This window comes from Vibrio sp. 1402 (genome assembly GCF_033340275.1).
Window position 1 is genome coordinate 1 of record NZ_JAWOWE010000676.1, and the last position, 523, is coordinate 523.

Here is a 523-nt window from a genome sequence, read left to right on the forward strand (position 1 = left end):
GTCCCGTTCGTCTAGAGGCCTAGGACACCGCCCTTTCACGGCGGTAACAGGGGTTCGACTCCCCTACGGGATACCATTGGGTCGTTAGCTCAGTTGGTAGAGCAGTTGACTTTTAATCAATTGGTCGCAGGTTCGAATCCTGCACGACCCACCATTTCCTTCCACGGAAATCAAAACAATGTGGGCGATTAGCTCAGTTGGGAGAGCACCTGCCTTACAAGCAGGGGGTCACTGGTTCGAGCCCGGTATCGCCCACCATTCTCTAAGTATTTTTGGAATAAAACGTCCAAACCAGAACAAGCAATTGATACTGGTTGGTATTTTTGACTCTGAAAGTCTTTAGAAAATGTAACTTCCTTGTGAAGCAACATAGCTCTTTAACAATTTGGAAAGCTGACAAAACAATCTTTAAGATTGTTTGTAAAGTTCTCAATGTTTGTCTTTAAGACAAACACCAAAAAACACATTCAAGTGTTCTTGGGAATATCACTTTTACAGTGATTATTCGAAATTGAGTCCGGCA

General features: G+C 43.6%; 3 tRNA genes. All 3 read left to right on the forward strand.

The annotated features are described in order from the left end of the window. Window positions 1-76 (forward strand) — tRNA-Glu (locus R7044_RS27880). Window positions 77-78: 2 nt separating this feature from the next. Further along, window positions 79-154 (forward strand) — tRNA-Lys (locus R7044_RS27885). Window positions 155-182: 28 nt separating this feature from the next. Then, window positions 183-258 (forward strand) — tRNA-Val (locus R7044_RS27890). Window positions 259-523: the final 265 nt, after the last annotated feature.